General features: G+C 66.9%; 17 protein-coding genes. 6 read left to right on the top strand and 11 right to left on the bottom strand.

The window, feature by feature from the left end; genetic code table 11:
• Nucleotides 1-38 precede the first annotated feature (38 nt).
• Entirely contained in the window at nucleotides 39-2,201 is a 2,163-nt protein-coding gene (locus GRI40_RS06700; RefSeq protein ID WP_160610617.1) for an acylase, read from the bottom strand.
• A 104-nt stretch (nucleotides 2,202-2,305) separates the two neighbouring features.
• Complete coding sequence (locus tag GRI40_RS06695) at nucleotides 2,306-3,289, bottom strand: hypothetical protein (RefSeq protein ID WP_160610616.1); 984 nt, start codon at nucleotides 3,287-3,289, stop codon at nucleotides 2,306-2,308.
• Between the two features lie 164 nt (nucleotides 3,290-3,453).
• Here GRI40_RS06695 and clpB point away from each other — a divergent pair, with 164 nt between their 5' ends.
• Nucleotides 3,454-6,033, top strand: a complete 2,580-nt coding sequence (gene clpB / locus GRI40_RS06690) for an ATP-dependent chaperone ClpB (RefSeq protein WP_160610615.1) — start codon at nucleotides 3,454-3,456, stop codon at nucleotides 6,031-6,033.
• A gap of 75 nt (nucleotides 6,034-6,108) precedes the next feature.
• Here clpB and GRI40_RS06685 read toward each other — a convergent pair whose 3' ends face one another.
• Together GRI40_RS06685 and GRI40_RS06680 are read right to left on the bottom strand one after the other, a co-directional pair.
• Nucleotides 6,109-9,189 (bottom strand): TonB-dependent receptor plug domain-containing protein, encoded by a 3,081-nt coding sequence (locus tag GRI40_RS06685; RefSeq protein WP_337190512.1) that lies wholly within the window; start codon nucleotides 9,187-9,189, stop codon nucleotides 6,109-6,111.
• Between the two features lie 260 nt (nucleotides 9,190-9,449).
• Nucleotides 9,450-9,977: a hypothetical protein gene (locus GRI40_RS06680; protein ID WP_160610614.1), complete on the bottom strand. Its 528-nt coding sequence runs from the start codon at nucleotides 9,975-9,977 to the stop codon at nucleotides 9,450-9,452.
• Between the two features lie 241 nt (nucleotides 9,978-10,218).
• On the opposite strand from GRI40_RS06680, the gene GRI40_RS06675 reads away from it, so the two are divergent.
• Nucleotides 10,219-13,197 carry a TonB-dependent receptor domain-containing protein gene (locus GRI40_RS06675; protein WP_160610613.1) on the top strand — a complete coding sequence of 993 codons (2,979 nt, stop codon included), beginning with the start codon at nucleotides 10,219-10,221 and terminating at the stop codon, nucleotides 13,195-13,197.
• Nucleotides 13,198-13,296: 99 nt separating this feature from the next.
• Here GRI40_RS06675 and GRI40_RS06670 read toward each other — a convergent pair whose 3' ends face one another.
• Genes GRI40_RS06670 through GRI40_RS06660 form a run of 3 tightly spaced genes read right to left on the bottom strand, consistent with a single transcriptional unit; the run spans nucleotide 13,297 to nucleotide 16,636 of the window.
• Nucleotides 13,297-14,217, bottom strand: a complete 921-nt coding sequence (locus tag GRI40_RS06670) for a class I SAM-dependent methyltransferase (RefSeq protein ID WP_160610612.1) — start codon at nucleotides 14,215-14,217, stop codon at nucleotides 13,297-13,299.
• Nucleotides 14,214-15,899: a tetratricopeptide repeat protein gene (locus GRI40_RS06665; protein WP_160610611.1), complete on the bottom strand. Its 1,686-nt coding sequence runs from the start codon at nucleotides 15,897-15,899 to the stop codon at nucleotides 14,214-14,216. Before GRI40_RS06665 ends, GRI40_RS06670 begins: the two co-directional genes overlap by 4 nt.
• A complete protein-coding gene (locus GRI40_RS06660; protein ID WP_160610610.1) occupies nucleotides 15,896-16,636 on the bottom strand; it encodes a 2OG-Fe(II) oxygenase in 741 nt (246 codons plus the stop codon). The genes GRI40_RS06665 and GRI40_RS06660 overlap by 4 nt, the downstream gene beginning before the upstream one ends.
• Before the next feature lie 127 nt (nucleotides 16,637-16,763).
• On the opposite strand from GRI40_RS06660, the gene GRI40_RS06655 reads away from it, so the two are divergent.
• The 4 genes from GRI40_RS06655 to GRI40_RS06640 all read left to right on the top strand — a co-directional run bounded on the left by GRI40_RS06655 (nucleotide 16,764) and on the right by GRI40_RS06640 (nucleotide 20,342).
• A complete protein-coding gene (locus tag GRI40_RS06655; RefSeq protein WP_160610609.1) occupies nucleotides 16,764-17,936 on the top strand; it encodes an acetyl-CoA C-acetyltransferase in 1,173 nt (390 codons plus the stop codon).
• A 79-nt stretch (nucleotides 17,937-18,015) separates the two neighbouring features.
• Complete coding sequence (locus GRI40_RS06650) at nucleotides 18,016-18,798, top strand: SDR family NAD(P)-dependent oxidoreductase (RefSeq protein WP_160610608.1); 783 nt, start codon at nucleotides 18,016-18,018, stop codon at nucleotides 18,796-18,798.
• A 123-nt stretch (nucleotides 18,799-18,921) separates the two neighbouring features.
• The gene (locus GRI40_RS06645; protein ID WP_160610607.1) at nucleotides 18,922-19,794 is read left to right on the top strand and encodes a crotonase/enoyl-CoA hydratase family protein; all 873 of its coding nucleotides are present in this window, start codon (nucleotides 18,922-18,924) and stop codon (nucleotides 19,792-19,794) included.
• 53 nt (nucleotides 19,795-19,847) lie between these two features.
• On the top strand, nucleotides 19,848-20,342 hold the full coding sequence (locus GRI40_RS06640) for a MarR family winged helix-turn-helix transcriptional regulator (protein WP_160610606.1): 495 nt from the start codon (nucleotides 19,848-19,850) through the stop codon (nucleotides 20,340-20,342).
• Between the two features lie 36 nt (nucleotides 20,343-20,378).
• Here the strand turns inward: GRI40_RS06640 and GRI40_RS06635 are convergent, their stop codons facing one another.
• The 4 genes from GRI40_RS06635 to GRI40_RS06620 all read right to left on the bottom strand — a co-directional run bounded on the left by GRI40_RS06635 (nucleotide 20,379) and on the right by GRI40_RS06620 (nucleotide 24,355).
• Nucleotides 20,379-21,380, bottom strand: coding sequence for a type II secretion system F family protein (locus GRI40_RS06635; protein ID WP_160610605.1), 1,002 nt, complete (start codon nucleotides 21,378-21,380; stop codon nucleotides 20,379-20,381).
• A gap of 11 nt (nucleotides 21,381-21,391) precedes the next feature.
• Nucleotides 21,392-22,363, bottom strand: a complete 972-nt coding sequence (locus GRI40_RS06630) for a type II secretion system F family protein (protein WP_160610604.1) — start codon at nucleotides 22,361-22,363, stop codon at nucleotides 21,392-21,394.
• 66 nt (nucleotides 22,364-22,429) lie between these two features.
• Nucleotides 22,430-23,704: a pilus assembly protein CpaE gene (locus GRI40_RS06625; RefSeq protein ID WP_160610603.1), complete on the bottom strand. Its 1,275-nt coding sequence runs from the start codon at nucleotides 23,702-23,704 to the stop codon at nucleotides 22,430-22,432.
• A 3-nt stretch (nucleotides 23,705-23,707) separates the two neighbouring features.
• Nucleotides 23,708-24,355 carry a CpaD family pilus assembly protein gene (locus GRI40_RS06620; protein ID WP_160610602.1) on the bottom strand — a complete coding sequence of 216 codons (648 nt, stop codon included), beginning with the start codon at nucleotides 24,353-24,355 and terminating at the stop codon, nucleotides 23,708-23,710.
• Nucleotides 24,356-24,365 lie beyond the last annotated feature (10 nt).

The following is a 24,365-nucleotide window of genomic DNA, read 5'->3' as shown; positions in this document are numbered from 1 at the left end:
GAAGGCCCCCGGTTGAAGCGAACGGTTTGACGGCAGGATTATGGCGCGTGCGGGCGGTGCGTCACCACTTTTCGACTAACCGCATTCGCCAGCGCATCAGCGCGCGTGAAATGGACCGGTTTCAGCTTGTGCTGCACGAACAGCGCGGCCTGATCGGTGTAGTGGACGCTGCCGGGCCGGGTGGTCGCGGCGCCGAAGGGCTGGATCGACTGGCTGGCGACCGGCTTGCCCGGCGCCCATTCGACGAACATCAGGAAGCTGTCGCCATGCTTCACCGCCAGGCGACCGTCGCTGTCGACATCCCACAGGGTGGACGCACGCAAGGTGTCGCTGCCACCGTCGAGCGGCAGGTCTATCGCGTGCGGACCCGGCCCCTGGCGCAGGCGCAGCACGCTCTGCATCGGGGGGTCGAGCCGGCCGAAATGCCTGGTCAGGTGCGCGGCGGCGTCTGCCAGCATTGTGCGCACGGGCTTCAGCGGTCGCCCGTTGTAGGCGTCGCTCATCGCCGTGCGCATGACCAGCAGCGCCAGCGCATCGGCCCGCCCCGCGCCGTCGCTCGTCATGTCCCAGCCGGCCATGATCCGTTGCGCCTGGCCCAGCCTGGCATCCCCGCGCGTGTCGAGCGCGGCGATGCCGTCGAGCACCTGCTTGACATACCCGGTGCGTTCCCAGCCGGTATCGTACTTGATCCGCTCTAGCTCCGCCCGGCTGATGCGGGGCGTTTCCGCCAGCAGCCTGGCGGCGCGATAGGCCCGGTTGGTCATCTTGAGTTCGACACCCATTTCCGGCGCCACGCTTTCGGGCGAAAGGTCGCTTCCTGGCCCCGCCGCCACGAAGGGCGTGTTGTTGGCATTGAACAGATAGCCCGATGCAGGATTCACGTAGTGCGGCAGGCTGTCATACGGCACCAGCGACTGCCAGATGAGGTCGCTGCGGTCGCCCGGCAGCACGCCGCGCCAGTCCGGCCCGCGATGCCGTTGCGGGATCGCCGCGTTGTACCAGTAGGCGATCGTCCCGCTCTTGTCGGCGTAGATGAAGTTCGTCCCGGGAATTGCCTGGCGGGCGAGGATGCCCTGCCATTCGGCAAAGGTCTTCGCCTTGTTGAGCGCGTAGTAGGCGTCGAGCTGGTCGATCGTGTCCATCCCGCCATAGCGAAAGGCGTACACGCCGCTCTCGTTGCGTATGGCTGGACCGTGGACGGTGCGCAGAACCTCACGCGGGACCGGCACTACGAACGGGCCGAACCGCACCGGCAGGCGCACGGTGCGGCGCTGGAGCGGCAACCACTTGCCATCCATGCGATAGCGCGTGCCGCTGTCGTCCAGCACCAGTTTGTACACGTCCACCATGTCCGGCTGGTTCACCGTGTTGGTCCAGCCAAGATCGCGGTTGTGGCCGAGGAACGGGAACGGGCTGCCGGGGAAGGTTGCGCCGGCAAAGTGCCAGCCTTCCCCGCTTTCGACGACCAGTTCGTACCACGCCACCCCGCCTTCGAGCGGCTGGTGGCTGTTGGAGACGAGGCGCGTCACGCCGTCGCCTGATCGGGCGGGCGCGATGGCGAAGGCGTTGGATCCGGCGTGCTCCGCCGCCTCCCGGTCGGGCAGGGGCCCGCGAAGCGTGGGGCCCGGGTCGGGCAGCAGCGTCTCGCCCCCGGCAAGCGGCGCGATCGTGTTGTTGAGGCCGAAGAAGAACGGGCTGCGCAGGGCGAATCCTGCCGCGACGTCGCGCCCGTTTACCGGGAACAAGTTGCCAAGTTTCACCTCGCCCGGATGGGCCGCGGCGTAATCGTTGAGCCCGGTGGCGTACCCATCGAGCAGGGCGCGGGTGCGCGGCGCCAACCTGTCGTAGTGACGATCGACCGTGCCGCGCGCGTCCAGCAGGGCGAGCACGTAATCGAACATCGCGCCTTCCTCGCCCCGGATCGCGCCATAGCGGCCGCGGGTCATCGCGATGACATCCTGCAGGGTGAAGAAGTCATCCTCCGCGTGGGCCTGCGCCACCCCGTAAGCGACGTCGGCGTCGGTGCGGCCGTAGATATGCGGCACGCCCCATTCGTCGCGCACGATCTCTGCGCTGTAGGCACGGGCGGGCGGGGCCGGGGCAGGGCTGGCCGCGAACGGTTCCCATGTCATCAGCCCGATCGCGGCAATTGCGGCAAGCGCCAGAACCGCCAATCCTGTCCGGATGCCCCACTTGCGCATGTCCGCTCTCCCGTCCTTGCCATAGCGGGGCGTCGACCGGTTGCAATCGTGATATCGAAAGGCCTGAAACGAAACGCAAAAAGATTTCGGCGCTTGCGGTGCGCCTATATCGGCTGATGCGTGTCCAACCAGTCCAGCGCCGCATCGAAACGCATGCCGTGCAGCCGCTCGATCTCCGCGTCCGCGGACAGCCGCTCCGCCGCCGAAAACGCGCGGCTGCTGTCCTTGGCATGCTGGCGCAACAGATCGTCCGCTTCTGCGGCAGGCGCGGGCAGCCGGTCGAGCCCGAGATGGGCCGCCGCGCGATCGGCGGTGTCGGCGGGGCGCGCGACGATGTCGGCGAAGTCCATCCTCATACCCTCGACGCGCCCCATTGCCTCCGTGAACAGCCGTTCCTGCATTGCGTGGAGGAGAGCCGCGATGTGCGCCGACTGGTCGAGAGGATCGCCGCTTGCCGCCAATGCCTTGCCCAGCGCGCGCTGCCACCGGGCATCGGTTGCGGAGATCTGGGCGCAGAGCCGGGCGCAGAAAGCGATCCGGTCCCGTCCCCCGCGAAACACCGCAGCGACAAACGCCCGCCGCTCCATCGAGACGAACACCCCGCGAACCTCGCGCCCGGGTGTGCAAATCTCGCGCAGGGCGATATTCGCCCAGTTGCTTGGCTTGATGACGACCGGTGCATCATCGGTTCCTGCGCGGGAAAGGCAGGAGAGCGCGTGATCGAGCAACGCGTCCATTCCGGTCACCGCCTGGCCCGCGACGATTGCGGCGCGCTGGCTGGCGAGGTCTGTCAGCGCCTGCGGCTCTTTCAGGACAAGGGACATTGTCGAACGGCCCAACAACCTCGCGAGCAGGGTCGATCCGCAAAAGCCGACATGAAATATGAAGCGCCGGGTCCCGGTCTCGGCGCGTTCGCCAAGGGTCAGTTGCCGTACCGTCTCCCCGCCCCAGAACCGCTCGCGCCCATCGAGAAACGTTGCCCGGCCCAGGTCATCGCGCGTTGTTTCGACAAACAACTGGTCGCCCTGTACGGCGTCGAGCCGGTGGAGGAACTGCAGCGTGCTGCCATCCGGGGTGACGTTCGCCATGGGGCGGCTTTAGCGCGGGATGGTCCGGCGTCTAGGCCGCGTCACCGTGCCAGTGACCCGGCGTTTTGTCGCCCCGATGGTGCCCTTTGCGGATTTCCCCCCGTGATACCCTTGTGTTGCATTTCCGCAACGCTATCTCTTGCTGGCAATCACGAGGGGCTATCATGAATCTCGAAAAATTTACCGACCGCGCCAAGGGCTTCATCCAGAGCGCCCAGACCGTCGCCATCCGCATGAACCACCAGCGGATCACGCCTGAACATCTCGCCAAGGCCCTACTGGAGGACAGCGAAGGCATGGCGGCCGGCCTCATCACGCGCGCCGGCGGTAATCCGGCGGTCGCGGTGCAGGGGATCGACGCCGCGCTGGCCAAGATCGCTGCTGTCAGCGGCGGCGGCGCGCAGCAGACGCCCGGCCTCGACAACGATGCTGTCCGGGTCCTCGACCAGGCGGAACAGCTCGCCAGCAAGAGCGGCGACAGCTATGTCACCGTGGAGCGCATATTGCTCGCCCTCGTGCTCGCCAGCACCACCGCGACGGGCCAGGCGCTGAAAGCGGCCGGGCTCACCGCGCAGTCCCTTGAAACGGCGATCACCGACTTGCGCGGCGGCCGCCATGCGCACAGCGCCAGCGCGGAGGAGAGCTACGACGCGCTGAGCAAATATGCGCGCGATCTCACCGAAGTCGCCAAGAGCGGCAAGCTCGATCCGGTGATCGGCCGGGACGAAGAAATCCGCCGCACCGTCCAGATCCTCGCCCGGCGCACGAAGAACAACCCGGTGCTGATCGGCGAACCCGGCGTCGGCAAGACGGCGATCGCCGAAGGGCTGGCGCTGCGCATCGCCAACGGCGACGTGCCTGACAGCCTGAAGGATCGCAAGTTGATGGCGCTCGACATGGGCAGCCTCATCGCGGGCGCGAAGTACCGCGGCGAGTTCGAAGAGCGGCTCAAGGCCGTGCTGGACGAGGTGAAGGGCGCGGAAGGCGACATCATCCTGTTCATCGATGAAATGCACACGCTGATCGGCGCCGGCGCATCGGAAGGATCGATGGACGCCGGCAACCTCCTGAAGCCGGCGCTAGCCCGTGGCGAACTCCACTGCATCGGGGCGACGACGCTCGACGAATACCAGAAATACGTCGAGAAGGACGCGGCCCTCCAGCGCCGTTTCCAGCCGGTCTTCGTCGGCGAACCCACCGTGGAGGACACGATATCGATCCTGCGCGGCCTAAAGGACCGCTACGAGCTGCATCACGGGGTGCGTATCACCGACGCGGCGATCGTCGCCGCCGCCACGCTCAGCCATCGATATATCGCCGACCGCTTCCTGCCCGACAAGGCGATCGACCTGATGGACGAGGCGGCCAGCCGGATCCGCATGGAGGTGGAGAGCAAGCCCGAAGAGATCGAGAACCTCGACCGGCGGATCATCCAGCTCAAGATCGAGGAAATGGCCCTCGGCCGCGAGACGGACCAGGCATCCAAGGACCGGCTCGCCGCCCTGCGCGAAGAGCTTGGCAATCTGGAGCAACAGTCCAGCGAGCTTACCACCCGGTGGCAGAACGAGCGCGACAAGATCGCCGCGGAAGGCAAGATCAAGGAAGCGCTCGACGCCGCGCGGATCGAACTGGAACAGGCGCAGCGCGAAGGCGATCTCGCCAGGGCGGGAGAGCTGTCCTACGGCCGCATTCCGGAACTGGAAAAGCAACTGGCCGCTGCGCAGGGACAGGCGGAAAACGCCCTCCTGCGCGAGGAAGTGACTGCCGACGACATCGCCAGCGTGGTCAGCCGCTGGACCGGCGTGCCCGTCGACAAGATGCTCGAAGGCGAGCGCGACAAGCTGCTCAACATGGAAAGCGCGCTGGGCGCCCGGGTGATCGGGCAGGCCAAGGCGGTGGAAGCGGTGAGCAAGGCGGTCCGCCGCGCCCGTGCCGGGCTGCAGGACCCGGGGCGGCCGCTCGGCAGCTTCCTGTTCCTCGGCCCCACCGGCGTCGGCAAGACCGAGCTTACGAAGGCACTCGCCGGATTCCTGTTCGATGACGATGCCGCGATGGTGCGCATCGACATGAGCGAGTTCATGGAAAAGCACGCGGTCAGCCGGCTGATCGGTGCGCCCCCGGGTTACGTCGGCTACGACGAAGGCGGCGTGCTTACCGAAGCGGTGCGGCGGCGGCCGTACCAGGTCGTGCTGTTCGACGAGGTCGAGAAGGCACACGCAGACGTGTTCAATATCCTGCTGCAGGTGCTCGACGACGGGCGGCTGACCGACGGGCAGGGCCGCGTGGTCGATTTCTCGAACACGCTGATCATCCTCACCTCAAATCTCGGCAGCCAGTACCTGGCGCAGCTGGAGGACGGGCAGGACGTCGAGAGCGTGGAGCCGCAGGTGATGGACGTGGTGCGCGCGCACTTCCGCCCGGAGTTCCTGAACCGGCTCGACGAGATCATCCTGTTCCACCGCCTGGCGCAGGAGCACATGGCCCCCATCGTCGATATCCAGGTCGGCCGGGTGCAGAAGCTGCTCAAGGATCGCAAGATCGCGCTCGACCTAACCGATGCGGCGCGTCGCTGGTTGGGGCGGGTGGGCTACGACCCGGTCTATGGCGCACGGCCGCTGAAGCGCGCGGTGCAGCGCTACGTGCAGGACCCGCTGGCGGAGATGATCCTCTCCGGCGAAGTGCCCGACGGCAGCACGGTGCAGGTGGACGAGGGCGACGGCGAGCTGACGATGGCGGTCGCCTGATACCTTTCCGATCGCGAAACAAAAAAGGGCCCCGGTTTCCCGGGGCCCTTTCTTTTTGGGTCTGCGATGTGGGTCTCAGAACCCGACCGTCGCGTTCGCGAAGAACGTACGACCCGCATAATCGAAGTTCGACGAGAGCGGCGCATTGCCGATCGTGGTCACCGCGGCGGAAATCCGCGGCGGCTTCTTGTCGAACATGTTGCGGACACCGAAGGTGAACTCGAACTTGTCGTTCACGTCGAACTGAACCGACGCGCTGTGCAGGAAGTAATCCGGCACCTCGAGCAGGTAGTTGTCGCGATAGAGCTGGGCCAAGGCCTCGTCCACCGTCCCGGTCGTCTCGTCGTACGCGAAGTAGTCGTACGTGCCCGAGCTTCCGTCGATCCAGGACAGACCGTAGCGGAGCAGCGCCCGGCCGACCTTGTAGGTCGCGTCGAAGCTACCCGTCCAGTCCGGCGTCACGTAGGTGCCGTTGGCGTCGGTCAGGAACTCGTCCGGGAACAGGCGGCTCGACTGTTCGGTGTAGTGCGTGACGCTGGCATTCAGCGTCAGGCGGTTGTCGAACAGCAGGTCCGTCGCGAAGCGGCCGTTGAACTCGTAGCCCTTCACGATGTCCGTCGACAGGTTCACGTAGCCGTTGTTGACGGTGAGGCGGTTGTTCGCATCACGCGTCTGCAGGCGGCAGAACCCTTCGTTCGGATCGAACGCGGTGTCACCGTAGCAGCGGCTGAGGATGTTACCCGCACCCAGCTGCGACACACCGTTGTCCACCTTGATGTCGAAGTAGTCGAGCGCCAGGCTCAGGCTACCGATCGACGAAGGCAGCGGCGGCTGCGCCACGACACCGACCGACCAGTTGCGCGACGTTTCGGCTTCGAGACCGAACGATGCGCCGCCGAGGCTGAAGGTGGTGATGCTGCTGTTCTGCTGGAACGTGGCGACATCCAGGCCGATCGCGGCGCAGTTAGCGGCACGAATCTGCTGGTTGGGCGAGTAGGCACCCGGGTTCGGGTTGCCGTTCGCCCGCGGGAAGTTGTCCGCGTCGCACGGGTCGGTACCCGCGCCCAGGAACCCGCTGGTCGCACCCAGGAACTGCTCGGCCAGCGCCGGTGCGCGGTACGAGGTGCCGTAGCTGGCGCGGAAGCCGAAGCCACGGAACAGTTCCCATTCGCCCGCGACCTTGTACGTGAAGTCGCTGCCGTACGAATCGTAGTCGGTGTAGCGACCCGAAGCGTTAAGGCTCAGGTTCTGGAAGAACGGACGATCGCCCAGAAGCGGCAGGTAGAGTTCGGCGAACGCTTCCTTGACGCTGTCGGTGCCGCGGGTCGGCTGCGAGGTCGTGAGACCGTACAGGTTGCCGTTGATCGCGTTGATGTCCGGCGTGTCGTTGATCTTCTGCTTGCGGTACTCGAGACCCAGCGCGAGCTGGGCTTCGCCACCGGGCAGCGTGAACAGCGGGCCGTCGACCGAGGCGATTGCCGTGGTTTCGCGGAACTGGTTGGTGCTCTGCGTGTCGGCAAGGATGTAGTCCTTGAACGCCTGCGGCAGACGTCCGCCGATCGTGTCAGCGTTGAGGACCGGCGCCGGAACGCAGCTGGCGATCGACGCGGCGGCCGCACAGCTGAAGGTCCCGTTCGCGTTCTGGACGACGTTCAGCGAAGTCGCGAGGCGATCGGTCAGGAACGACTGGATGTTGTTCTCGCCGTCGGTCCACGACTTGCCGACGTAGACGTCGTAGCGCCAGCCGGGGAACGCGAAGTCGCCCCGGATGCCGCCGCCGGCCCGAACGTAATCGACCTTCTGGCTCGAGTCGGTCAGGCCGAAGCCGACAAACGCACGCGCGGCGATGATCTGGCCGCTCGAGGTTTCGTTCGGAGCGAGGAACGCGCCGTTGCGGAAGATCGCCGGAAGCAGCGGGCTGCCGCGCAGATAGTCGAGCGAAAGCTGGCGATACAGCGGAGCCGACGACTTACGACGGGTGGCAAGCACTTCGCCGTAGATCTCGGCATTGCCGAGCGCCTGCAGGTCGTACGTGGCCGACAGGAAGCCGGTGTAGGTCTTGACCGGGCTGATCAGGAATTCCTGCTGGCTCGCCGGGTCGAACGAATCGCGATCGTAGGTGCCGACGCCGAGGAAGCCGGGGGTCGCACCGCCGGCATTGCCCGCGACGGGAACGAAGCGGTTGAACCGGCCGGGGAGACCCGACGTACGGCCGATACCGTCGCGCGTCGGCACGCCGAGGGTGTTGATCGTCACGCCGCCGTTGTCGAGCGTGAAGCAGTTGCGGGGGTCACCGATCGGGTACGGGTCGGCCGAACCGAATTCGCTGCCCTCGCCATCGAGGTAACCCGGGATCGGGCACGACGTGAAATCGACGTCGTTCAGGCGGAGGCCGTCGCGCTTGCGATATTCGAGCGAGCCGATGAGGTTGAACCGGCCGGCGTCCACACCGAAGGTGGCGGCGATGCGGCGGTCGATACCCGCGCCCACTTCCGGCACGTTGACTTGCGCCTGGAGGCTGAGGCCCCGCAGCTTCTGGTCGGTGATGATGTTGACGACGCCTGCGATCGCGTCCGAACCGTAAATCGACGAGGCGCCGGCCTTCAGGATCTCGATGCGCTCGATGATGGCGGTCGGCAGGACGTTGAGGTCAGCCGAGAGAACCGCGCCGCGAGTACCGGCGGGCGCCAGGCGGCGACCGTTCAGCAGGATCAGCGTACGGGCCGGGCCGAGGCCGCGCAGGCCGAGCGTGTTGGCGCCGGTGCCGCCGTCGACGACGAAGCCGCTGTAGTAGTTGTTGATCTGGCCCGCGCCGGCGGTCACTTCGGTGCTCTGCAAAGCATCGGTCGCGCTGTTGAAGCCGGCCTGGGTGATCTCGTCGGCGGTCACGACGGTGATCGGCTCGACGGTGGAGTATTCGTCGCGGCGGATGCGCGAGCCGGTGACGACGATCGCGCCGGCCGTGTCGCTGCCGTCAGCGCTGGAGATCGTGCTCTCCGGATCGCAGATGCCGTCCGAGTTCTGGTCCGGGCAGTCGGGCGGGCTGGCCGCGGCCGAGTCCTGCGCAAATGCCGGAGCGGCGAAGAAGCCTGCGGCCAGTACGGCGGCGCAAACCGAGGTTGAACCGCGCAATGCGGCCTTGGATAGGAATTTCACGGTTGTAGTCCCCTTGAACCGTTGGCCGGATTGGCCGTGATAGTACGTGACGTTGTCAGCCCCGGGCGCGATGAATCGCACGACCGGCTACTGCCAGACCGGGGCAATTGAAGCTAACGGCCGCGGGCGGGCAACCGCTTTCACAGAATTGTAGCGCAATCGCCCGCCAGTGTGACACTCTGGCCACATATTGGCGCCTCGCGTGCGGACTCAGCGCTACCGCGTTGACAAGACAGGGAAACGTCCGGTGCGGCGACCGATCAGCTGACGCGCTTGCCCTTCACGCCGATCTGCCCGTTGATGCGGATGAAGTAGCTGCCGAGCGAGGCCTTCTTCAGCACCACGGTGTCGCCGGCCTTTGCCTCGGCAAGGCGGGCGGGCGCGTTCGCGACCTGCCAGGTCGCACCTTCCTTCGTCTTGAACAGGAAGGTATCGCTCTGCGTGTAGCGCACGCCGGTGATGGTCGTCTCCAGCATTTCCATGTCGGGCGCATCGTCGTCGCCGCCGAAAATGCCGAGGTCCGGCAGGGCGAACCCGAACAGGCCGCGCCGGGTGCGCTTGATCTCCGCCTGGTCCACGATGCGCAGCTCGCCCTTGTCGGTCGCCGCGACGACGACCGGCACCGCGGCGTCGTAGCAGGCGAGGCGCGCGGCAGGGTCCTGCTGGCCCTGGCAGGCACGAAGCGCGGCGAGGTGATCGGTCGAAGCGCCGGCGTCTTGCGCGGACGCAGAGGATGCAAGCAACGCCATCGCCATCACGGGCGCGGCGGCAAGGGGCAGTCTCGTCATCTGGCTGACCTCTGGAAAAAGGGCGGGGATGGGCGCGTTCGCGGCTCAATTGGCACAGAAACGGACATGTTTCCAACTGTCACCGCTTTGCCACAGTTCTGCTCATAGTGCGCGCGCCCCATGCGTAGTGCGTTGCGGAGCTAAGCGGCGCTGGCCTAAGGGCGCCGACAGTCGGGGGAAGTCCCGATGACGCATTTTCCATTGGCGCCAGGACACGTCGCCAAGACATGAGGGGAATTGAATGTCCAACCGTTACAACAAGGCTGCGCTGCTCGCCGGCACGATCATGGCTTCGCTCGTGATCGCGACCCCGGCGCACGCCCAGTCCGACAGCCAGCCGCAGGAAAACCCGGTCGGCACCGACATCGATGCGGACGCCGGTACCGGCGGTGAAGCGATCGTCGTCACCGGCTCGCGCATTCAGCGCCGCGACCTGACCTCGACCAGCCCGCTCGCCACGGTCCAGGACGAAGAGTTCAAGCTCTCCGGCGCCGTGAACGTGGAGCAGGTGATCAACACCCTGCCGCAGGTCGTGCCGGGCGCGACCTCGTTCTCGAACAACCCGGGCGGCGGCGTCGCCACCCTGAACCTGCGCGGCATCGGCGCGGCCCGCACCCTGGTGCTGGTCAACGGCCGCCGCTGGGTTTCGTACGACACCTCGCAGGTCGTCGACCTCAACACGATCCCGCAGTTCCTGCTCGACAGCGTCGACGTGGTGACCGGCGGTGCTTCGGCCGTGTACGGTTCGGACGCGCTTTCGGGCGTCGTCAACTTCCGCCTGAAGCAGGACCTCAGCGGCGTGGAAGCCGGCGGCCAGTACTCGATCACCGATCGCGGTGACGGTGCGCGCTACCAGGGCTACCTCGCTGTCGGCGCCAACACGTCTGACGGCCGCGGTAACGTGACCGCCTTCGCCGAATACTACAACCGCAAGGCCGTGTTCCAGGGCGCCCGCGATTTCTCGCGCTTCGCGCTGGGCGACGATGGCGACGTGCTTTCGCCCGGTGGTTCGCCGACGACCCCGCAGGGCCGTGTCTCGGTCGCCCCGACCGCGGTCGTCGGGGTCGATCCCGATGGCACCGGTCCGCTGCAGGCCCCCACGCTGGTTCGCGGCGTCGGCAACTACGCCACCGCGTTCGGCGCCAACTTCGGCTCGCCCGGCGTGTCGGATGTCTTCGACGTTCCCGGCGACTACTACAACTACGCCCCGGCGAACTACCTGCAGGTTCCGCAGGAGCGCTACACGATCGGCGGCTACGGTCACTACGAGATCTCCGACGCGGTCACCGCGTTTGTCGAAGCGACCTTCGTCAACAACCGCGTGGCCAACGAACTGGCCGCGACCCCGGTCGGCGGCACGTTCAACGTGAACCTCGCCGCGGTGCAGCCGTATCTCTCGGCCGCTGATTTCGCTGCCCTGCAGCAGATCGACGCCAACGAAACGGCGATCAACGCGGCGCGCGCCGCAGCCGGCCTTGCCCCGCTGTTCGGCCCGCAGGCCGGTGGCCTCAACGCCCAGGACCCCGGTATCGTGCAGCTCGGCATCAGCCGCCGCATCCTCGAAACCGGCGCCCGCAACGCGCTCGACGAGCGTAACGCATTCCGCGTCCTCGCCGGTGTCCGCGGCCCGGCCTTCGCGAACTGGAACTACGAAGCGTACTACAGCTACGCCCGTACCCGGAACGCGCAGATCCAGTCCGGCAACATCTCGCAGTCGGCTTACCGCCGGGCTGTCGAGAACGGCGACATCAACGTGTTCGGCGCCGGCACGCTCAGCCAGGCAGACGTCGATGGCATCTCGATCCTCGCCCAGAACGGCGAAGTCTCGACGCTGCAGGTCGCTTCGGCCTCGCTTTCGGGCACGCTCGGCAGCTTCGGCTGGGGCGGCGATGCCATCGGTCTCGCGATCGGCGCCGAATACCGCAAGGTCGGCGCAGAGTTCATCCCGGACACGGCGCTGTCGTCGGGTGACGTGGTCGGCTTCAACGCCGGCGATCCGACCGCGGGCAGCTACAGCGTGAAGGAAGTGTTCGGCGAAGTTCGCGTTCCGCTGATCGCCGATCGTCCGTTCTTCCACCGCCTGGAGCTCAACGGCGCGGCCCGTTACTCCGACTACTCGCTCGAAGCGGTAGGTGGCACCTGGACCTATGCTGGCGGCGCCGAATGGGCTCCGTTCGCGGACCTCACCTTCCGTGGCCAGTACCAGCGTGCGGTGCGCGCACCCAACGTGGGCGAACTGTTCGGCGGCCAGTCGAACGGCTTCCCGGGGGCGACCGATCCGTGCGCGCTCGCTTCGGCGGCGACCGACGCCACCGTGCGTGACCTCTGCATCCAGACGGGCGTTCCCGCCGGTCTCGTGGGCACCGCGGGCCTGCAGCCTGCAACCCAGATCCAGGGTCTGTTCGGCGGCAACCCGGACCTCGAGGAAGAAACCTCCGACACCTACACCGCCGGTGTGGTCTTCCGTCCGTCGTTCATCCCGCGCCTCAACATCGCGGTCGACTACTTCAACATCAAGGTCGAGAACTACATCTCGACCCTGGGTGGTGGTCTGAACGGCGCGCTGAACCTGTGCTACAACGTCATTCAGGACATCAACAGCGCCTACTGCCAGGCCTTTGCGACGGGTCGTAACCCGGCCAACGGCCAGATCGGCGACAGCGGCTTCCTGCCCCTCATCGGCAACGCCAACGTGGCGAAGGTCGAAACGGCGGGTGTCGACTTCCAGGTCGATTACAGCCTGCCGCTGAACATGGGTCTGTTCGATGAATCGTCGAAGCTGAACTTCTTCTTCCTCGGCACCTACACCGACACCTTCAAGTTCTACGCGGTGCAGGATCTGGATGCGTTCGACGAATGCGCCGGTCGCTTCGGCCAGCTCGTCTGCGGCAACCCGCAGCCGAAGTGGAAGTGGAGCAGCCGCCTGAGCTGGATCGACGGTCCGCTGACCACCAGCATCCGCTGGCGTCACCTGGGCAAGGTGCGTGACGACGATGACTCGACGGACTACGTCGTCGAGGAGCTGAAGGCATACAACGTCTTCGACCTCGCCCTTGGCTTCGACATCACGGAACAGCTCAGCCTGTCGATGGGTGTGAACAACATCTTCGACAAGAAGCCGCAGGTGATCGGCGACAACCAGGAGCAGGCGAACACCTACCCGGGTGTGTACGACGTGCTCGGCCGCGACTACTTCGTCTCGGCCAGCCTGAAGTTCTGATCGACTTCAGCGTTTGAGAATTGGGGCGGCGTTCGAAAGGACGCCGCCCTTTTTCTATTGATCGCAAGCGGGCGCCGGGACGTGCGTGCCCGGGATGGTTTACCCGCGACGGCTGACGAGGTGGCGGAAATCCGCGAACGATCCGTCACCAGGCGCGACGGACAGCGGCCGGGCCGCGACCTGCTCCAGCCCCACCCGTCTCAGCGTCTCGCGCAAGGCGTCTTCGTCCGCGATGGCGCGGCACGCCTGTTCCAGCGCCGCGATCCGGCCGCTTTCGCCGATGGCGAGCGCTTCGATTCTATCGATCATTCCGCGCGCGGCGTCCGCCCCATCACTGGCGGTCCGGGCGAGCGCCTGCCTGATCGCTTCGGCAATCTCGAACGCAGGCGACTGCTTTCCGAACGAGGCTTCCGCCTCGGCCACCGCATCACCGAACGCCGATGGTATCGCGCCGGCGTGCGGGGGCAGCGCACGCAGGCTCAGCCGCGCCGCCTCGGGCAAGGCCTTCGCCTCGATCGCCCAGGCAATCGCGCCTTTGCGAGCGAGGTTGTGCTGCAGCAGCGGGCCGTCCGCCCGGTGCGTAAGCATGCCGACCGATCCGCCGGGGCGGAGCACGCGGGCGACTTGCGCGAACGCGACCGGCAGATCGCCGTATTCAAGCGCGAACTGGCTGGTGACGGCATCGAAATGCGCCGCCGGAAATGGCAGGTGCTCCATCGCGATGCCGCCTGTCGACACGGTGCCGGGCGGGGCGGGGGGCAGGGTCGGCGACAGGTCGATGCCCTGGCAATCGAGGTCTCCGCGCACTTCGCGCATCCAGTGCATCACCCGTCCGTCGCCGGTGCCGATATCGAGCGTTCGTGCGTTCGCGGGCAGCGCCGCGGCGAAGCCGTGCCACGCGGTGCGCTGCAAGGTTGCGAGTGCGCCGCCGTCATGCGGCAGGCAGCCCGGGTTTCGGCCGCCGGCGGGCCGATCGCGCCAGAACGCTTGCCAGGCGTTCGCCCGGGGCCCCTCCGTCATGCGGCGCCGCCGGTCGCGGGGGCGACATCGAACGCGACCGTCATCCGGGTGCCCCGGCCGAAGGGCCGCGTGCCGTGGAACAGCGTGCTGGGGAACAGCGCTAGCATGCCGACCTGTGGGCGGATGGCCGCGATTGGCGGCAGGTCGATGCCGAGATCGCCGGGCGGGCGGCCGATTTCCAGCCAGCCGTCCTGCGCCTGGTCCCCAATCTCCGTTGGAAGATCGACGTAAAGCGCCGAGGAGACGATGCCTTCCGGGTGAATGTGGGAGATGTGCCGATCGCCGCTGCCCCCGCGAAGGCGCACGGACCACGACCCTGCCAGTTGCCAAGCCCGGCTGCGGTGGCGAAGCAGGGGGTGTTCCAGGTCTTCCGCCGGGAGGGCGGCGCGGTATTGCTCAAGCGCTTCGACGATCGCCTGTCGCAGCCGCGCGAACAACGGTTCGTGGCGTCCGAGCAGACTGCCGCGGGTCTGGGTGCCGCCGCGCAGCGACTGGTTGAGCGGAAACGCCGCCTGATCGTGCAGCGCATCGAGAGCGGGCGCCAGTTCGCCAAGAAGATCGCCGCCGCCGGGCAATGGTACCGTTGCGACGAGGCCGGGCTGCGCATGAAGCCACTCCGCTCGGGGGTCGCCCGCAAGCCGCCACAGCAAGCCGCGCAGCGCCCAGGCCGATACGCTCCACGGCTGGCCCGCCAGCGCCTGGTCGACGGCCTGCGCGGCCCGCGCGTAATCGCCCGTCCGGATCAGATGGCGTGCGTGGAGCAGCAGGCTGTCGTGATCCACCGGCGACAGACTGTCCCAGATCGCCCCTGCCCGTGCCGTATCGCCCGCCTCGTGCGCAAAGCGCGCCTCGAGCACCGCGAAAACCGCCATGGCGGGAAAGCGCCGCCGCGCGGCGGCGGCAATGTCTGCCGCCTCGCCCTGACGATCGAGCCCGGCAAGGGCGTGGCAGTGGGCAAGTGCGATGGCCGGCTCCCCCGGCGCGCTCAATTCCGCCCAGCGATAAGCGCCGGTCACGTCGGCATCGCCCACCGCGAGCGCGATCGAGGCGCGCAGGCGCAATGCGTCCGCCCAGTGCGGCGCCTGGCGGAGAAGGGCATCGACCAGCGCCGCCGCCTCCGCGAACCGGCCCGCGGCATCGAGGGCCTGCGCCTTGCCGAGCCATGCGTCCGCATCCCCCGGGGCGCTTTCGATCGCGCGGTCGAAGCGGGCGGCGGCATCGGGCTCGGATCGCTCGAGAGCCACGCGTGCACGGCCATGGCGTGCGCGGGCGTGTGCCGGTGCGCTGGCGAGCGCCCTGTCGTACCACTGCGCCGCCTGGTCCAGGTCGCCCACCGCGCGTGCCCGCGCCGCACGGACCGAGCAATACCGCGGGTCGCGGCGACCGGCGCCTTCATGCGACGAGAGCACGTCGATCGCCGCCCGGTCGCGGCCCAGCTTCCCGAGCGCGATTGCGCGATTGACGGCGAACTCCAGAGATCGCGGATCGGCTTGTGCGGCGCGTTCGAAGCACCGGGCGGCGTCCTCCGGCAGGCCGGCACGCATGGCGGCGTTCCCGGCGCTGTTCCACAATGCCGCGTCGCCAGGCTGTGCTTCGGCAGCGCCATGGAGGAGGCGAAAAGCGGCGGAATAGTCTCCGGCGGCAGCCGCGTTCGCAGCACGCTCGCGGACCAGGCTGCTCACCGGTCGCGCAGCCAGCCGGTGATCGCGAGCCGTCCGGCCGGCGCGAACGGCGGCACGTATGAAACGAGGTGCGGCTGCGGCACCGCGAACAGGTTGAGCGCGTTGAACCGGGGCCGGAAGCCTTCGACGACATCGCCATCCTCGTCGAGGAACAGCAGGTAGCCGCCCCAGTCCGGGTGCCAATCGTCCTGCGCGAAGTTCAGGACATATGCGATCCGCCAGCCTTCGGCCACGTGGCTGTCGACATGGCGTCCCAGGTAATGGTTCGGTGCGTAGAGCGTTGCCTGCCCGTCCGCCTTCACAAGCTCGCCGATCCCGGTAACGGCGCGGACAAGATCGAGGAATTCAGGCGCGTTGAGGTATTCCAGCAGCAGCTCGTGCGGGCCGTCGGAATCCCATCCCTGCTGCAGGGCGTCGACCATCGGGTAATGCGCGAAGCGGAACGCATAGTCGCCGCGCGCCGACGCCTGGTGCGCGGCCATTGCGGCGGCATTGGCGCGCTCCGCCCCCGCCTGGGTGCGCATCTCCGCGGCGCGAATGGCCAGCGGCGGGCTGTCGGCACCGTCCCCGGCGCGCGTCGCAAGGCCCCATGCCGTCCCGCGGCGCAGGATATCGGCCACTTCGCGTGCGGTTTCGTCGGTGAGCACGTCGCGCACCTGCACCCGAGAGCGCTCGGCAAAGCGTGCTGCGCACGCCGCCCTGTCGATCGACGGGTTCAATTCGAAAAGCTTCTTCATGGCCTCGCCGAAAGGGTGGCAGAGCATCTTTGGCGATTGGGGATTGTCCTGGCAAGCGATGCCGCGCAGGCTTGACCTGCGGCCAGGTTTCCATAGGCCGGTGGCAAATCGCTACGGAGATTGCAGGATGCCGACAGCCTATATCGTCGATGCCGTTCGCACGGCGGGGGGCCGCCGCGGGGGCAGGCTCGCCGGGGTCCACCCGGTTGACCTCGCCGCGGCCTCGCTCGACGCGCTGGTGGAACGCACGGGCATCGATCCGGCGCGGATCGACGACGTCGTCATGGGCTGCGTCACCCAGGCGGGCGAACAGGCGATGCAGGTCGGGCGCAACGCGGTGCTTGCCAGCCGAACCTTGCCGCAATCCACGCCTGCGGTGACGATCGACCGGCAATGCGGGTCGAGCCAGCAGGCGATCCAGTTCGCCGCCCAGGCGGTGATGAGCGGAACGCAGGATGCGGTGATCGCCGCCGGTGTCGAGAGCATGACACGGGTGCCGATGGGCACCAACGCCACCTTCCACATGAAGGAAGGCATGGGTCACTACAAATCGCCGGGGCTGGAGGAGAAGTTCCCGGGCGTGATGTGGTCGCAGTTCAGCGGCGCCGAAATGATTGCGCAGAAGCACGGTTTTTCGAAGGACGATCTCGACCGGTTCGCGTTCGACAGCCACCGAAAAGCGATCCGGGCGACCGAAAGCGGCGCCTTCGCGCGCGAGATCGTGCCCGTCACCATCGACACGCCGGAGGGTGAGGCGCAGCATACGGTAGACGAAGGCATCCGCTTCGACGCGACGCTCGAAGGCATCGCCGGGGTCAAGCTGCTGCAGGACGGGGGGCGGCTGTCCGCCGCAACATCCAGCCAGATTTGCGACGGTTCGAGCGCGGCGCTGATCGTGTCGGAAACCGCGCTGAAGGAACTCGGCCTCACCCCCCGGGCCCGTATCCATACGCTGACGGTGACCGCGGGCGACCCGGTGATCATGCTGGAAGAACCGCTGTTCGCCACCGACAAGGCGCTGGCCCGCGCCGGGCTGAAGATCGGCGACATCGATCTTTACGAAGTGAACGAAGCATTCGCGAGCGTGCCGATGGCTTGGCTGAAGCACACCGATGCCGATCCGGACCGGCTGAACGTCAACGGCGGGGCCATCGCACTCGGCCACCCGCTGGGCGCCAGCGGCACGAAGCTGATGGCGACCTTGATCAACGCGCTGCACGCACGCGGCGGCAGATACGGTCTCCAGACAATGTGCGAAGGGGGCGGGGTCGCCAACGTGACGATCGTCGAAGCCGTCTGAAACAATCCAGTTCCGCCCCCGGCCATGTCATGCTTTCGGCAGGCCGCGGGGCAATGTCCATCCAGTTCGGGAGAATGAAATGAAAGTCGATTCCAACACCGCAGCCGTCGTCACCGGGGGCGCATCGGGCCTCGGCGCGGCCACCGCACGGGCGCTTGCCGCCCGGGGCGCCAAAGTCGCCATTTTCGACCTCCAGGCGGAAAAGGGCGAGGCGATCGCCAAGGAAATCGGCGGTGTGTTCTGCGAGGTCAACGTGACCGACGATGGCTCGGTCGACGCCGGGTTCGAGAAGGCCCGCGCCGCCCACGGCCAGGAACGCATCCTGGTGAACTGCGCCGGCACCGGCAACGCGATCAAGACCGCCAGCCGCAGCAAGACCGACGGCAGCATCAAGCACTTCCCGCTCGATGCCTTCAACTGGATTATCCAGATCAACCTGGTCGGCACGTTCCGCTGCATCGCCAAGTCGGCCGCCGGGATGCTGACCCTCGATCCAATGGAAGACGGCGAGCGGGGCGCGATCGTGAATACCGCCAGCGTGGCGGCGGAAGACGGCCAGATCGGCCAGGCGGCCTATTCGGCATCGAAGGGCGGCGTCGTCGGCATGACGCTCCCCATCGCGCGCGACCTGATGAGCGAAGGCATCCGCGTGAACACCATCCTGCCGGGCATCTTCAACACCCCGCTGATGAACGCCGCTCCGCAGGCGGTGAAGGACGCCCTGGCCGCCTCTGTCCCGTTCCCCAAGCGCCTCGGCAATGCCGAAGAATACGCGATGCTGGCCATGACCATGATCGAATGCGGCTATTTCAACGGCGAGGACGTGCGGCTCGACGGGGCCATCCGCATGGCGCCGCGCTAAGCCGCTTCCCTGATGCGCCCGGGTCACGCTAGACTGGCGCGATGTTGAACGCCGGCGCCCTTTTGCCCTCCGCTCTCGGCAGGGCAGGGGCGCCGGATTTTCGTTGTCCGGGGAGATGCGCGGATGAGCAGTCGTGACCAGATCGGGTATGCCGTCGAAGGGCGGGTGGCGCTGATCACGCTCAACCGTCCGGACAAGATGAACGCCTTCACCCGCACGATGATGGCCGAAATCATCGCCGCGATGGACGAGGCGGACGCCGACGACCGGGTGCGCGCCGTCGTGTTCACCGGTGCGGGTGACCGCGCATTCTGCGCCGGAGCGGACCTGACGCCGGAGGGTGGGGGGCATGTTTTCTCCGATCCCGATACGGTGGACGACCTGTCGGACGAACGGGTGCGGGACGGGGGCGGGCGGCTGACGCTGCGGCTGTTCAATGCCACCAAGCCGCTGATTTCCGCCTGCAACGGCGTGGCGGTGGGCGTGGGCGCAACGATGCAGCTTCCCATGGACATGCGGCTGGCGGCCGACAACGCGCGGTTCGGCTTCGTCTTCGCCCGGAGGGGGATCACGCCCGAAGCCGCATCGAGCTGGTTCCTGCCCCGGCTTGTCGGCATGCAGACCGCGCTCGAATGGTGCATGACCGGGCGCCTGTTCGATGCGCAGGAGGCACTGTCGCGGGGCCTCGTCCGCTCCATCCACCCGCAGGCCGAATTGCTGGGATCGGCCATGGCCCTGGCGGAGGAGATCGCCGCAAATACTTCGGCGGTCTCGGTCGCGATGACGCGGGCGATGCTCTGGCGGCTGTCCGCGGCGGAGCATCCGATGATGGCCCACCGGGTCGATAGCCGGGCGATCTACCGCCTCAGCCGCAGCGCGGACGCGCGCGAAGGTGTCGCCAGCTTCCTGGAAAAGCGCGCGCCCGATTATCCGGACACAGTCACGGCGGACATGCCGGATTTCTATCCCTGGTGGGATGAACCGCACTATCGTTGAAGGGAAATGGTATCGTCTTGCCAAGGCGGGCGGTTACCCTAGAAACCGCTTCGATGGACCCGGACACGCCCCAAAGCCGCCTGGCGGATTTCCTCCCCTACCAACTGTCGGTGACGTCGAACGCGGTCAGCACGCGGATCGCGGAAGTCTATCGCACCCGCTTCGGGCTGCGCATCGCCGAATGGCGGGTGATGGCGGTGCTGGGCGATTCCGGCGCGCGGACCCAGCGCGATCTTGCCGGGGCCACGCTCATGGACAAAGTCGCGGTAAACCGGGCGTGCAGGGGGCTGGAAGACCGCGGCCTCGCCTCGCGCACCGCGAACGCCAGGGACGGCCGTTCCCACCACCTCGAATTGACCGAGGAAGGGCGGGCCATGCACGGCCGGATCATGCCGCTGGCGCTGGAAATGGAAGCCCAGCTTTTCGACGGCTTCTCCGCTGCCGAGCGCGAACAGTTCCGCATTCTCCTTGCCCGCACGCGGGACGCGGTCGGCGACCTCGATCCCGATGCCGGCGCGGCAATCGCGGCCGGCGGGGCGGCCGACTGACGGTTTCTGCCGGCAGATCGGCGCCCGCGAAGGCGCCTACCCCTGCGCTGCGAACGCGTCGCCGATGGAGCAGGCTGCCGGGCCCAGGATGACGATGAACAGCGTGGGAAGGATGAACAGGATCAGCGGCACGGTCATGATCGCAGGAAGCCGCGCAGCCTTTTCTTCCGCCCGCATCATCCGCTCGTTGCGGAATTCGGCCGACAGCACGCGCAGCGCCGACGCCAGCGGGGTGCCGTAGCGTTCGGTCTGGACCATCGTGGTGACGACGCCCTTCACCGCTTCCAGGTTCACGCGGTAGGCGAGGTTATCGAACGCCATCTTCCGTTCGCTGAGGAAGGACAACTCGATCGCCGTGAGGGCGAATTCGTCGCCAAGCTCGGGATATGCCCGGCCGAGTTCCTTGGCCACCCGGTTGAACGCGGCGTCCACGGTCAGGCCGGCTTCGGCGCAGATGACCAGGAGGTCGAGCGCGTCGGGCAGGCCCTTGCGGATCGCGTCGGTCCGCTTGCCGGCCTTGTTCTTGAGGAAAATTTCAGGGCCCTTGTAGCCCAGGCCGACCGCCGCGGTGAGCGCCATCAGGCGCTTCATGCTGCCCCAGTCGGGGAACATGTTTGCCGCGTAGATGAGGAGAAACGCAAGGACGCCCAGCACGATCGGCGCGACCATCCGCAGGCCGATGACATAGACCGCCAGTTCCTTGTTGCGGTAACCGGCCCAGGCGAGCTTCTGCTGGATGACTTCGACCTGGCTCTGCTGCAGCACTTTCATGCTGGCGAGCGTTTCCTTGACCTTGTCGGTGGACTCGGTGCGGCGGACGAGGCTGGTGCGCTTGCGCGCGTTGGCCTTGACGATGCCGGCCTTGAGCTCGTCGCGCCGGGCGTTCAGCGCCTTGACGCGCTTGGCCATCGGATCCTTCACGGTCACGGCGGCATAGATGGCGAGCACCATCGCGAACGCGGCCACCGCGGCGAGCATGGTGCCCACCACAATGACATCGAAGCCGAGAAGCGTTGGTCCGGGTGCGTTGCTGATCATCGCTGGCCTCTCTAGATTTCGAAATTGACCATCTTGGCCATGATGAACGCGCCGATCGCCATCCACACCGCGCCGACCAGACCCGCCACGATCAGACGGTCGTCGCTGAAGAACCCTTCGAGATAGCTCGGGTTGATCCACCAGATCATGAAGAACACGATGAAGGGAAGCGATCCCACGATGTAGGCCGAAGCCTTCGATTCCGAACTCATCGCGCGGATCTTCAGCTTCATCTGCGCCCGCTTGCGCAGCACGTCGGCCAGGTTCGAAAGCGTTTCTGCCAGGTTGCCGCCGGTTTCGCGCTGGATGGCAAGGGTGATGCAGAAGAAGTTGAATTCGGGGATGCCGAGCCGATCGCCGGTCACGTTCAACGCGTCTTCCATCGTGCGCCCGACCTTGATGCGGTCGGTGATCGCCTTGAATTCCACCCCCACGGGCCCCGGAACTTCCTGCGCGACCACGCCGAGCGTTTCAGTGACCGGCAGGCCCGAACGCAGGCCGCGAACGAGCAGCTCGATGGCGTCGGGGAACTTGGCGTTGAACTGCGCGGTGCGGCGCTTGATGAAATAGTTGACGATGAAGTGGGGAAGGCCCGCGCCGGCGAACATGCCGATCATGAGCGAAAGCAGCGGCGCTCCGGTCCGCAGAAAGATGATCACCGTGATCACCAGCGCGATGCCGACGGACCCGTACAAGTAGTGCGTGAGCGTCCAGCCCTTACCCGTGCGATCAAGCCGCACCGCCAGCGCATCGAGGCGCGAGCCCGAGCCGGCGACCTTGAAGGCCATCGGCTTGCGCGCGGCGATCGCCTTCTTGAGCTGCGATTCGACCTTGGTGTCGGTGCTTTCGGAGTGCCGGTAGCGCACGGCCTGGAGCCGCCGCATGCCTTCCTTGGAAGAGGAAGGCCCCGATAGCGCGGAATAGCCGAGGGCGAGGACGCCCATCAGCCCGAACGCAAACAGCAGCATCTGGAAAATGCTCATTCGATCCGCCCCACTTCTCGTTTCGCGTCACGCCGCGGCCACCGGGGGGCGGCCGCGGCGCTTCGGTCAGGCATCCGCGCGGGCGGAGACCTTTTCCTTCTTGGCCAGCAAGGACTTGAAGTCGAAGCTGCCGAGCAGCGACTTCTTGGTCGCTGCGCCATCGATGGCTTCTTCGTCGCTTGTGCCGATCACCCGCTCCGCGATCTGGCGGATCGCAGCGCTCGACTTGCTGGAGCGGCTGGCGTCGACAAATGTCTGGCCGAGCTTCGCCGCGGTGGCAGCAGCCTTGAGATCATAGGGCACCATGAAGTCGATCTGGCGTTCGATCGAGGCTTCGAAATCGGCCTTGCTGATTTCCGCGACCCCGGCCTGGACCTTGTTGGCGACCACGATCGGCTGGGCGTGCCCGGCATTGGCCTTCAGCCAGCTCAGGATGCGGATGGTGTCACGCGCGCTGGCAAGCGTCATTTCCGCCGCCAGGACGACGACGTTCACGTCGGCCAGCAGGTGCGGGAAATTGATCAGCATGTTCCGCGGCAGGTCGATCACCGTCATTTCGAACGCGTGACGGAACTCTTCCTCCAGCTGCACGAACGCGCTGCCGTCGGTCATCAGGGGCGCGTTGATCGGCGCCTCTGCTGACAGGATCGCCAGGTTGTCGTTCGCACGGATCATCGCGCGTTCGATGAACAGGCCGTCGATCCGGCTGGGGTTGTCGATCGCATCGGTCAGGCCGCGGCCCGGTTCGAGGTCGAGCGCCAGCGCGCCGGTCCCGAAGTGGACGTCGAGGTCCAGCAGGGCGGTCGGCAGCTTGTGGTCGGCGGAGAACAGCCAGGCCAGCGATGTCGCCAGCGTAGATGCCCCGACACCGCCGCGCGTGCCCACCACCGCGGTGGAGATGTGGCGCTTCACCGCGTCGGGATCGTTGGCCTTGGGCGCCGTGAAGACCGCCTGGGCGTGGGTCAGGGCGTCGCGCAGCTGGCTGGCCGACAGCGGCTTCAGCAGGTAATCGTGAATGCCGCTGGCGAGCAGGTCGCGATAGAGGCGCACGTCGTTCACCTGGCCGATCGCGATCACCACCGTGCCGGGCTCGCACACCTCGGCCAGGGCGTTGATGTCGTTCAGCGGATCGCCGCTTTCCGACAGGTCGACCATCAGGATGTTGGGGCTCGCCGCCACCGACAGGGACTGGACCGCGTTGCGCAGTCCGCCCTTGGCGCACTTTTCAGGCTTCCATCCCATCTCGATGACGACCGGGCGCAGGGTATCGAGCGCGGTCTCGTCGCAGATGAAGGCGGCGAACGGATCGCGGTTGCCCGACGGTTTCCAAGGAGCATTCATGGCTTAGTTCTCCCCGCCCGTGCCGGGCGACTTCAGCTCGCCCGCGCCGGTGTTTGGTTTCTTGCGGAAGGTATCGATCGCCTTGGTCGAGCTCATGATGACGGTCTCGCCATTGCTCGCCTGGCCGCGCAGGAGGTCTTCCGGATTGGCGACCATTGCGGCGATGTTGCTGTTGACCGCGCAGCCGTAGCCTGGCGACGTGGCGTTGGCGTAGTTCCGGTCGTATTTCTTGGACCAGTCCGGGCATCCCGGGACCGACGCCGTCAGCCGCGTGATCACCACGCGGGCCGTCCCTGGCTGGACCTGGCCCGGGGTGATCGGTGCGCCGTCGGACAGCAGCAGGCCGTGGCGCGCGGCGATCGCGGCCACCGCGTCGCGCGTCACGCCACTGGACTGCGGATCCTCGACCGCGATGCGGTCGCCATAACGCAGGTTCATCGTATCGAACCAGCCGGCTAGGCGCTGCTGTTCGCTGAAGGGCAGGCCGTCATACCCGGTGTTCAGGTCCAGCGTATAGCTGGTCCGGGCAACAACCGGCTGGTTGACGCTATCGAGGCTGCGGTTGGCGACCGAGGCCGGCGAATTGCAACCCGACAGTGCCAGTCCGACGCCGAGGGCGAGGGTGCCCGCAAATGTGCGTTTGATGGTCATCACTCTCACC

The organism is Tsuneonella aeria (genome assembly GCF_009827495.1).
In the GTDB taxonomy this organism is placed as follows: domain Bacteria; phylum Pseudomonadota; class Alphaproteobacteria; order Sphingomonadales; family Sphingomonadaceae; genus Tsuneonella; species Tsuneonella aeria.
Note: the sequence above shows the minus strand (reverse complement) of the source record. Positions and strands in the feature narration are given on the sequence as shown.

Bases quoted from the DNA above. Each gene is read 5' to 3' on its own strand.
- GRI40_RS06700 (WP_160610617.1), bottom strand. From the start codon at position 2,201: ATGCGCAAGTGGGGCATCCGGACAGGATTGGCGGTTCTGGCGCTTGCC.
- GRI40_RS06695 (WP_160610616.1), bottom strand. From the start codon at position 3,289: ATGGCGAACGTCACCCCGGATGGCAGCACGCTGCAGTTCCTCCACCGG.
- clpB (WP_160610615.1), top strand. From the start codon at position 3,454: ATGAATCTCGAAAAATTTACCGACCGCGCCAAGGGCTTCATCCAGAGC.
- GRI40_RS06680 (WP_160610614.1), bottom strand. From the start codon at position 9,977: ATGACGAGACTGCCCCTTGCCGCCGCGCCCGTGATGGCGATGGCGTTG.
- GRI40_RS06675 (WP_160610613.1), top strand. From the start codon at position 10,219: ATGTCCAACCGTTACAACAAGGCTGCGCTGCTCGCCGGCACGATCATG.
- GRI40_RS06670 (WP_160610612.1), bottom strand. From the start codon at position 14,217: ATGACGGAGGGGCCCCGGGCGAACGCCTGGCAAGCGTTCTGGCGCGAT.
- GRI40_RS06660 (WP_160610610.1), bottom strand. From the start codon at position 16,636: ATGAAGAAGCTTTTCGAATTGAACCCGTCGATCGACAGGGCGGCGTGC.
- GRI40_RS06655 (WP_160610609.1), top strand. From the start codon at position 16,764: ATGCCGACAGCCTATATCGTCGATGCCGTTCGCACGGCGGGGGGCCGC.
- GRI40_RS06650 (WP_160610608.1), top strand. From the start codon at position 18,016: ATGAAAGTCGATTCCAACACCGCAGCCGTCGTCACCGGGGGCGCATCG.
- GRI40_RS06645 (WP_160610607.1), top strand. From the start codon at position 18,922: ATGAGCAGTCGTGACCAGATCGGGTATGCCGTCGAAGGGCGGGTGGCG.
- GRI40_RS06640 (WP_160610606.1), top strand. From the start codon at position 19,848: ATGGACCCGGACACGCCCCAAAGCCGCCTGGCGGATTTCCTCCCCTAC.
- GRI40_RS06635 (WP_160610605.1), bottom strand. From the start codon at position 21,380: ATGATCAGCAACGCACCCGGACCAACGCTTCTCGGCTTCGATGTCATT.
- GRI40_RS06630 (WP_160610604.1), bottom strand. From the start codon at position 22,363: ATGAGCATTTTCCAGATGCTGCTGTTTGCGTTCGGGCTGATGGGCGTC.
- GRI40_RS06625 (WP_160610603.1), bottom strand. From the start codon at position 23,704: ATGAATGCTCCTTGGAAACCGTCGGGCAACCGCGATCCGTTCGCCGCC.
- GRI40_RS06620 (WP_160610602.1), bottom strand. From the start codon at position 24,355: ATGACCATCAAACGCACATTTGCGGGCACCCTCGCCCTCGGCGTCGGA.